Source organism: Bradyrhizobium manausense, from assembly GCF_001440035.1.
Taxonomy (GTDB): domain Bacteria; phylum Pseudomonadota; class Alphaproteobacteria; order Rhizobiales; family Xanthobacteraceae; genus Bradyrhizobium; species Bradyrhizobium manausense.
Map to the genome: position 1 here is coordinate 1 of NZ_LJYG01000069.1, position 9,463 is coordinate 9,463.

6 protein-coding genes are annotated in these 9,463 nt (G+C 59.8%); 3 read left to right on the forward strand and 3 right to left on the reverse strand.

The features are described from left to right. Positions 1-562 (forward strand): Mu transposase domain-containing protein (locus AOQ71_RS17025; RefSeq protein ID WP_162268296.1); only part of this gene is annotated, 562 nt, incomplete at its 5' end. 17 nt (positions 563-579) lie between these two features. Further along, a complete protein-coding gene (istB, locus tag AOQ71_RS17030; protein ID WP_057740971.1) occupies positions 580-1,335 on the forward strand; it encodes an IS21-like element ISFK1 family helper ATPase IstB in 756 nt (251 codons plus the stop codon). 775 nt (positions 1,336-2,110) lie between these two features. Here istB and AOQ71_RS17035 read toward each other — a convergent pair. The 3 genes from AOQ71_RS17035 to AOQ71_RS46665 all read right to left on the reverse strand — a co-directional run bounded on the left by AOQ71_RS17035 (position 2,111) and on the right by AOQ71_RS46665 (position 5,991). Further along, positions 2,111-4,267, reverse strand: a complete 2,157-nt coding sequence (locus AOQ71_RS17035) for a peptidase domain-containing ABC transporter (protein ID WP_057748227.1) — start codon at positions 4,265-4,267, stop codon at positions 2,111-2,113. Positions 4,268-4,297: 30 nt separating this feature from the next. Further along, positions 4,298-5,383: an HlyD family secretion protein gene (locus AOQ71_RS17040; protein WP_057748232.1), complete on the reverse strand. Its 1,086-nt coding sequence runs from the start codon at positions 5,381-5,383 to the stop codon at positions 4,298-4,300. Between the two features lie 395 nt (positions 5,384-5,778). Continuing rightward, positions 5,779-5,991 (reverse strand): hypothetical protein, encoded by a 213-nt coding sequence (locus AOQ71_RS46665; RefSeq protein WP_157083548.1) that lies wholly within the window; start codon positions 5,989-5,991, stop codon positions 5,779-5,781. A 2,153-nt stretch (positions 5,992-8,144) separates the two neighbouring features. Here AOQ71_RS46665 and AOQ71_RS17050 point away from each other — a divergent pair. Continuing rightward, positions 8,145-9,463: condensation domain-containing protein (locus AOQ71_RS17050; protein WP_245316922.1), on the forward strand; the 1,319-nt coding region annotated here is incomplete at its 3' end.

Here is a 9,463-nt window from a genome sequence, read left to right on the forward strand (position 1 = left end):
TGCCTTCGCACGCTGGAAGCGCTGCCGCGTCGCTCCCGACTATCACGTCGAGGTCAACGGCCACTGGTACTCCGCGCCCTATCGTCTGATCGGCGAGCTGGTCGATGCCCGCATCGACGATCGGACGGTCGAACTCTTTCACAAGGGCGAGCGCATCGCCAGCCATGCCTGCGCCCCCAACCGGCGCGGACACACCACCATCGCCGACCACATGCCCAGCGCCCATCGCCGCTACGGCAAATGGACCCCCGCCGCGGTGATCGCCGCTGGCGAGCGGATCGGCCCTTCGACTGCAGCGTTCTTCCAGGCCGTGATCGAAGCCCGGCCTCATCCAGAACAGGGCTTTCGAACCTGCCTCGGCATTCTGGCGCTGGCCAAAAGCTACGGCGCCGAACGCGTCGACGCGGCCTGCCGGCGCGGCATCCTCATCAAGGCGCGCTCCGTCGCCTCCATCCGATCGATTCTCCAGAACGGTCTCGATCGCACTCTCTTCGACGACGAGCCTTTCGAGCCCCAACCCCTGCGCCACGGCAACATCCGCGGCCGCGACTACTTCCACTGAAGCAAAGGAGACCATGCATGCTCAACCACCCAACCCACGAACGGCTGATCGAGCTCGGCCTCAGCGGAATGGCCAAGGCCTTCGAGGGGCAGCGCCGATTACCCGATCTCGAAGCCTTGCCGTTCGAAGATCGGATAAGTCTGTTGGTCGACCGCGAAGCCGCCGAACGCGACACCAGGCGGCTCGCCATGCGCCTCAAGACCGCCGCGTTGCGTCAGAATGCTTGCGTCGAAGACGTTGATCTGCGTACCCCGCGTGGCATCGATCGCGCCGTTTTCGCCAAGCTCGTCGAAGGCCGCTGGATCGATCGCCACGAGAACTTGCTCGTCACCGGCGCCACCGGCCTGGGCAAAAGTTGGTTGGCCTGTGCCCTCGGCCACAAGGCCTGCCGCGACAACCGCTCCGTCCTCTATCATCGCGTCCCGAGGCTGTTCGAAGCCCTCGCGCTCGCTCGCGGCGACGGGCGTCACCCCCGGCTCCTCAAAAGTCTCGGCCGCGCTCAGCTTTTGATCCTGGACGATTGGGGCTTGTCCGTGCTCACTGCCGCCGAACGCCGCGACCTGCTCGAGATCCTCGAGGACCGCCATGGCCGCGCATCCACAATCGTCACAAGTCAGCTCCCCGTGGACACCTGGCATGGAGCCATCGGGGACCCCACGGTCGCTGACGCCATTCTCGATCGCCTCGTCCATAACGCCCACCGCCTCCAGCTCTCCGGTGAAAGCATGCGAAAACGCAGCGCCAAAACCATCGCCCTTGACGGGCAGCCGTAACCCTGACTCTATCTCCCCATCGGCCGCCGCGGGCTGCTCACGATCGTCTGAATTCAGTGCTCACGATCGCCCGAAATCGATGCTCACAATCCGTGAAATTCGCAAGCTGCGGGGCGACCAGTTCAGAATGCCCGCCATGGAGCCGCTGGATCGAAGGAAGATATTTTCGGCTGCCGAAACTTCGCAACGGTTGATCGGCGCGACCTACAACATCCGCTGAAACAGGAGCTGGGAATGGACAAGGTCGTGCATTACGTAGTCAGCCGACTTCCGCTGATCGGCGCCGACCCGGCGGTGATCAACTACAATCAGATTGATCGCCTTCGTTTCGCCCCTCAGGGGGGCGCATGACGCATCCTGAGGATATTCGCGACCTGCTCTTACGGCTCACAGGCCCCGACACTAACGCAGACGCTTGCGCGAATCGAGAGCGCGGTACGCGGGGTGGAGGCGAACGATTGCGAAAGCTTTTTCGAAGGCGTGGGAGGAAGCCTTGGCCGCGGCCGCCGAGATGAAGCGCCTGGCCGGGTAGATCAATGGACCATCCATGCGCTCGGCATCCTGCTTTGCCTTCCGCACATCCTCGAACCGGGCGGGTGGGTCGAATATCGCTCGGCGCCGGCAATACTGGGCGCGATTTCGACCTGGAGACCAACCTGCCGGTCGCCGAGCTCAAAATTCATTCGATGGCAGGGCGGCGCGGAGTCGATCCGTGAGATCCCGTGTTCAAGGATTAGCGGCTGCCGTTGCTGCCGCCAGGGTAATCCAAGAGCGCTTAACTGAATCCGGTCTGCGCCCGCCACAAGCGAGCGTAAGCGCCTTCAGCCGTCAGCAGATCAGCATGCCTTCCCTCCGCAACAACACGTCCCTTATCCAAGACGACGATCTTATCGGCTCCGCAAATCGTGTTGAGTCGATGAGAGATAACCACGATGATCTTGCCGGCCAGACGCAGTTCCTCAATCGCCCGTATGACAAATGTCTCGGCGACGGAGTCGAGAGAGGCGGTCGCCTCGTCGAGGATTAAGACCTCTGGATCGCGGTACAAAGCTCGAGCCAACGCTATGCGCTGCTTCTCTCCGCCCGAAGGGCGTACGCCGTTCTCGCCCAGATAGGCCTGGTAGCCACCTGGCCAGCGCTCGATCACGTCACGCAGACCGATTTGTTCGCAGATGTGCACTATCTTCCCGGTGTTCGGTTCGAACTCGCCAAGCGCGATGTTCTCGATGACTGAGGCCGAGAACACGTCCACGGATTGCGGTACCGCGGCAACAATCTTGCGCAGGGATTCAGCCGAGAGGTCTTGGAGGTTATAGGAGCCGATGCGGATGCGTCCACCCTCAAGCGGGTACACATTTTGCAGCAAGGCAGCAAGCGAACTCTTGCCCGAGCCGCTTTCTCCGACCACAGCCGTGATCTCCCCTCGCCGGAAGGTGACGCTTAAATCCTTGAAAAGCTCCGGCTGGGCGCCATGGCGGAACGTGACGTTCTCCAGATGAATGTCGCCAACGTCGGACGTGGTGGCATTAATGCCGCCGCTGCCTGCTGGATCAAGGTCGAATATCTCGAACAGGCGATCCGCCGCGATAATGGCATCCTGAACAATCCTGTTGGCGTGAATTAGGCTTGTAACCGGGCCGGTGATATGGCCGAGCAGCGCATAGCAGGACAGTAACTCGCCGGGCGTAATGGTCTGATCGAGGGCAAGCGTTGCACCGAACCACATCAGCACGATGGTGAAAAGGGTCGAGAGGAAGATCGATGCATTGTCTCCGACGATTGAGATGAGGCCGGACCTGTAGATGGAGTGCAGGGTCTTAACAAAGCGAGTCTCAAACTTAAGGCCGGCATAGCTCTCTATTCCGAAAGCTTTGATCGTGGAGATGGCTCCGAGTGATTCTACCACCTGCGCCTCCAGATCTGCCGCATTCTCCATAATGGCGCGCTCGCGCTTGCTATTCAGCCGGTTCATGGTCCAATAAACCAAGAGGTATACTGGGACGGAGCCCGCCACTACCAAAGCGATTTTCCATGAGTAGACGAACATCAGCCCAAAGGAGAACAGGATCACCAGCACATCAACAAATAAGGTGATCGAGACGTCGTTCAGAAAGCTTCTGATCTTGACCGCGTCGTTCATGCGGGAGATGATTTCTCCTGTACGCATGCCATCAAAAAACTTCTGGGGCAGGCTTAGGACGTGATTGTAGTAGCCTAGGATCAAGTGAAGATCGATCTTTTGCCCCGTTTGCAGGACGAGCCGGTTTCGCAGGAAATTGATCAGGGTCTGCGGCGCAAGGATCAGCAGCATCACGACGCTCATGAGATTGAGCAAATTGCGATTTCCTGCAGTGATAACGTGATCGACAATCTTTTGGATGTAGATGGTCGTCGAGAGGCCGAGGAGGGTCGTTATCAGTGCGCCGACGAGGGCCTGCGTTAGCGCGGCTTGGTGGGGCGCAAGCAGTTGGGCAAAGCGGAGAAGGGGGGAGGTGGTCTCGTCGCGGCGCTTGAAGGTGTCTGCCGGGACCATGAGCAACAGGACACCAGTCCATTGCGTCTTGAACTCCTCGTGCGACAGCTTGCGGATCTCTCCATACGCTGGGTCCATGATGGTGACCCACCTCTGGTCGATCGCCTGAACGACTACGAAGTGGTGCAGGACCTCCTTTACGACCACATGCGCGATGGCCGGCTTGGGAATCTTGTGCAAGCTGTCGAAGTCACCTTTGACGCCCTTCGCAATGAAACCGAGCTTTTGAGCCGCTTGGAGGAGACCCGACACGCTGGTACCGGAGCGGTCGGTCGAGGCATACTGACGGACGAGCGACAGTGGCAACTTGCAGCCGTAGAAGGCTCCGACGGAAGCAAGACTGGCAACCCCGCAATCCGTGATGTCGCGCTGCTTAAACTTGGGGATCCGAGTCGACATGGCGGCTCACTGGCCCCTTAGAAAATTTAACTAGCGAGGTGACAGGAGCGGGTTAAGCCAATCATCGATCTCGTTGTAGAGTAGTTGCAGGAGTGTGCGCTTCGCCACGAGAAAGCGGCCGCGCACGGTCATGCCCTTCTTCAGATGACCCTTTATCCCGTTTGTGAGCTCGAGGTAATTTCGGGAGAGCGCGCAGCGGACCTTGAACACCGGGTTCTTGTCACGCAGCGTGAAGTCCTGCGCCACGTCTAGCACTGTCGCGTCGATCATACCCCATTGATTGTAGTTGAAAGCATCGACCTGGAGCCGCACCGGCTGGCCGGGCTGAACGAAACCGATGTCTTTGGACGAAACGTAGATTTCTGCCACCAGTTCGCGGTCGGGCGAGATCCAGCCGACGGTTCGCCCCGCCTGCACGTAGCTTCCGGGGGTTAGGCCGGCGAATTGCTCGATAGCCCCTGACACGGGGGCACGAATGATAGTCAGATCGCGTTCGTTCTCAAGCTGATGCAAGTTGGCTGTCAGTTCTCTAAGGCGCAGATTAGTGTCGAAGAGCTGCTGGTTCCATTCGGCGGATTTGCTCCGGGCGAGGATCTCGCCTCTCGCCTCAAGGCTTTGGAGAGCGAAAGCCTTTTCCTCAATTGACTTCGCGGGCGCGGCAGCAACCGAGGCGAGACGCTGAGCACGTTCGAGTTCTGCGGCGGCATTTCTGCGGGCATATTGGTTCTCCCGCAACAAGTTGAGAAAATGCAGCCACTCGGCCCTGGCGGAGTCGGTCCGCAGGGGGATGGACGCGTCCGCCTGCGCACCGAAAGAGATCATGGTCTGAAGATCAGCGGTGCGATCGTTCTTCGCACGAATTTCGCCAGAGAGCACACTGATCTTCTCTTGAATGCCCTTATCGTCGAGGGCGAGGATTTCTCCGCCTTGTGCAACAATATCGTTCTCAACTGCGAGTACACGTGAGATGCGCCCGGAGGTGGGCGCGATCAGAGGAGTCTTCTCGATGGTAGGACGAATCGCACCGGCACTTTGAACTGACAGCGTGACGGTTATGACTGGCAGCGACAGCAACGCCGCAGCGACAGAAGACACGATGATCTTGTAGATCGCCAAAGATCGTCCTGATTCTCGCGACAGGATGCTCTCTGCAGTGAAGTTGATCATTTCAGGAGGGAGCAGGATATTGGTCATTGCAGACGTATATTCCTATTGACGATTGGCGGCCTCCATTGAAACTCTGATCGAGTGGCGCTGGTCGCTGCTTCAGTGGTGCACCGACCAGCGCCGCGCTCTGATTGCGGTGATAAGGCTTTAGCCATCTCATTAAGGATGGGGACCACCGCGTCCGCGAATCATTCCAACTCCAATTATTGCACCGAACACCAGTGTCACAACGCTAACCGCTGTTTGAAGGACCCTATCGAAGATCTTCCAGAACGAGCCTCCTAAAGTTGCCGCTGCTTCTTCTGGGGATAATTCGGTTACGCCGTAGGCTAGCAGGTCGATTTTCATCGTTGCTGGTTTTTCCACGATTGCTCCTTTTGTCGATAAACGATGCGCGTCAGCGCCGCCGACTGCGCAAGCAGATGGACATCAAGAATCGTGCCAATTGCTCTGAGAAAGCGGAAATCCGTTTCCATGCTGCTCGAAGAAGCATCGCCATGTCTGACTCGCGACAATGGAGGTTGTTCGCCGCTGAAGGAGTTCGTGGCCGACTTCACCCTGGAGAACCGGTTCCTAAATAGCTTCTACGAGGATGGAGGAATACGAGACATGAGATATCCTGCATCCGGGAAAGCGTGACCGTCGGCTTTGAAGCCGTACTAGACGTGTCCTCAATGCGCCGCCGGAACTTGGTCGGCAGTCGATCTAAATCAACAGTGTTGGTGAGTTGACGTTCTCGATCTCTCGCCGAAGCCCGCGTGAAAAGCACGGCCCCGGTTCAGCAGTTGCTACTTCCGGGCGCAGGGCCAGTTCGGTCGTCATTGCCTCCCGCGCCGTCTCCAGCGCGATCTTTGCGTTCAGTGTAGGGTCGATCTGCGTCTCGTCTTGGTCGTCATCATACCCCCGTCTACCATTCGAATGAGGTCGTCGGCCGGTGTAAACTCGAGTGCTTGGCTGATACTATGTCGCGCCTCGTCAACACTTCATATGCTCGTAGATAGACCCCTCGGTTGACCCTTTGCCCAGCCGTTTGAAGGCTGCATTGTCCTACCGAGCCCCTTTACCTTCCTGATGGCGATGCCATTGCAGGCACTCCCCGGTGGACGCCGTGCCAGTACAGTATCGAGCCCCGATCGGTGATCTGACCTCGCACATCGTCCGGGATACGGAGACTCGCTCCGGTCGAGTTCATGATTTTGCCAGTGCGGCGATGAATGTGCAGCGTGGGAACCCAAGCGTATCCAGGGTGGCTTGGCGGAAGTATGCCAATGTTGGCTCTAGGAATGGGCTGAGATGCCCGTGCTACTCATCTTATCTTAAGGACAATGCCGCCAAGGGCGGGTCGCGAGTTGGATCACCCAACAACGACCGCCCTTGACCAAGCGCACGGTTCGCGCACGCGGACGGATGCCGGCCGCCAGGGCCGTGGACATGATAGACAGCGCCGTACGCGCTGATCATGCCCACGGCGATTTAGCAAACACTGTGCCGGCGTCTCAAGTCGTCACTTTCCAACTAAGTGGCTCCGCTCTCCTCGTCCACTTCACCAGAATCGAATCCCGGGCGGAAGTGGCTTCCGCCAAGGGGTGATGGGCTGGCTACGCAAATGCAGTTTCTCAGCCTGTTCGCGAGAGAACCAACCTCCCGACGTTGAGGCTGCTTCTTGAGGAGCTAAGCTGCTTACACCGTACGCGGACATGTCAGTCATTATTGTCTCCATCGAAGTGACAAGTCAGTGGTGCTGGTCGTCAGTTGCCGGCCAGCAAGGACCGACAGTCAAGGACCGTGCCAACTAGTAATGAGCCCCCATGCTTGAGGGGCGGCGCCGGACCATCTGGCACAACCCGCTTGCCGTGGGGCGGGCCGCCCGTCACCTCAGCGGCGAACATAGGTCACCGTCACCGCGGATCACGGCCTAGTGGGTGCTACCGCATGCGTCCATCTCCACCAGTTGGCAGCTTCTCGAAGAAACGCAGAACTTCGCTGCGCCGCTCGTCTGCTTTAACACTGGCGGTCCTTCGGCATCCGGCCCCGTGAACCTGGAAAACATGCTTTCTCCGCGTCCTTGTAGGATTGGCAGCACCGAGCGTGGTGCCTATCTCTTGATGTTCTCACTCGATGACGAAAATCCTTGCGAGGCATTCTGACCAACAAGGGTGATCCTCAAGCAGTTGGTCTTCTCGGCGATGGTCGCCATTGACGGTGCGTGCTTTGTGTTGGGCGGTGTCTGGTCCAAGACGTCGCTGTCCCAGGCCCGACAGTAAGACGGCAGTATTCAGTCAACGCAGCGATAGGTGCGTTGTTTCTTTAAGAAAAAGCCCGCAGAGCGCCATTGGCACGTCGGTTGCTTGAGATGCGCGAGTGATCCCTCACGACCATGATCAAGGGACCGGGCGCCTTATCCTTCGAACAAGTGCATTCAAGAGCTGTTCGAGGTCGAGGTGAGGAAAGCGCCCAACGAAATTTCTATTACTTTGCTCGAACAAGCATTTGAGCGTGACGAGCTTCAGAAGCTGCTCTCTCTGGGTGCGTAGAAATGACAGATATTGTTAGGGTCAGTTTGGAAAATCTGGATGTAGAAGGCTTGAGCAAGCTTCTAGTCCTCGCCAAGGAGAGAAACCGGAGTAGCAGCCGAAAAGCTACGTTGATACGAAAGGTTGGGCGCGAAACCGCGCTAGCACCATCGTTTGCGCAGCAGCGGCTGTGGTTTTTGGCGCAGCTGGATCAGGGCGGCACGCAGTATCACGTGCCGCTGGCGTGGCGGCTCAAGGGTGGGCTCGACCGCAGCGCCTGGCAGCGCAGCCTGGACCGTGTGTTGGCGCGGCATGAGGCGCTGCGCAGCGTCTTTGTCACCTCGGACGGCAAGCTCCGGGTTGAGCTTCTGCCAGAGGAGGCCGGGCTGCCGGTCGTGGAGCACGATCTGCGGGACAGGCTGGATGCGGACGCCGCGCTGTCGCAGCTGTGCCAGCAGGAGGGGCGCACGCCGTTCGATCTGGCGCGGGGCCCGCTGATCCGCGGCCGGCTGATCCGGCTGTCGGACGAGACACACGTGTTCCTGCTGACCCAGCATCACATCGTCTCGGACGGCTGGTCGCTGGGCGTGTTGGTGGGCGAGCTCAGTCAGCTGTACCGGGCATTCGTGGCCGGAGACGACGATCCGCTGCCGCCGCTTGCGATCCAGTATCCGGACTATGCTGCCTGGCAACGGCAGTGGCTGTCGGGGGAACGGCTGCAGCGCCAGGCGCAGTATTGGCGCAGCAATCTGTCCGGCGCGCCGGCCCGTCTGGCGCTGCCGACGGACCGGCCGCGGCCGGCGCAACAGTCGTTTGCCGGGGCGACGGTCCCGATCATCATTGATGCGGATCTGACGCGGGGGCTGAAGCGGCTGAGCCGGCAGCATGGCACGACATTGTTCATGACCGTGCTGGCGGGGTGGGCTGCGGTGCTGTCGCGTCTGTCGGGACAGGACGATCTTGTGATCGGGGTGCCGAGCGCCAATCGGGGGCACCGCGAGATCGAAGAGCTGATCGGCTTCTTCGTCAACACCCTGGCGCTCCGGCTGGACCTGTCGGGCGAGCCGAGCGTGTCGGAGCTGTTGGAGCGGACGCGGTGCACGGCGTTGGGAGCGCAGGAGCACCAGGACCTGCCGTTCGAGCAGGTGGTGGAGATCGTGCAGCCGCCGCGGGCTCTTGATCACACGCCGTTGTTCCAGGTGATGCTGGCCTGGGAGAACAAAACCGGCGGGGCGTTCGACCTTGCCGGGCTGATGGTGGAGGCGGCCGGGGGCGGGTACGACCAGGTCAAGTTCGATCTGGAGCTGAGCCTTGGCGAGCAGGGTGAGGAGATCGCCGGAACGCTGGCTTATGCCACCGCGCTGTTTGATCAGACGACGATCGAGCGGCAGCGGGATTATCTGCTGGCGCTGCTGCGGGCGATGGCTGCCGATGCGCAGCAAGAGGTCGGGCGGATTGAGCTGCTGTCGGCCGCCGAGCGCACCTATCTGCTGGAGGAGCTGAACCGGACGGCGGC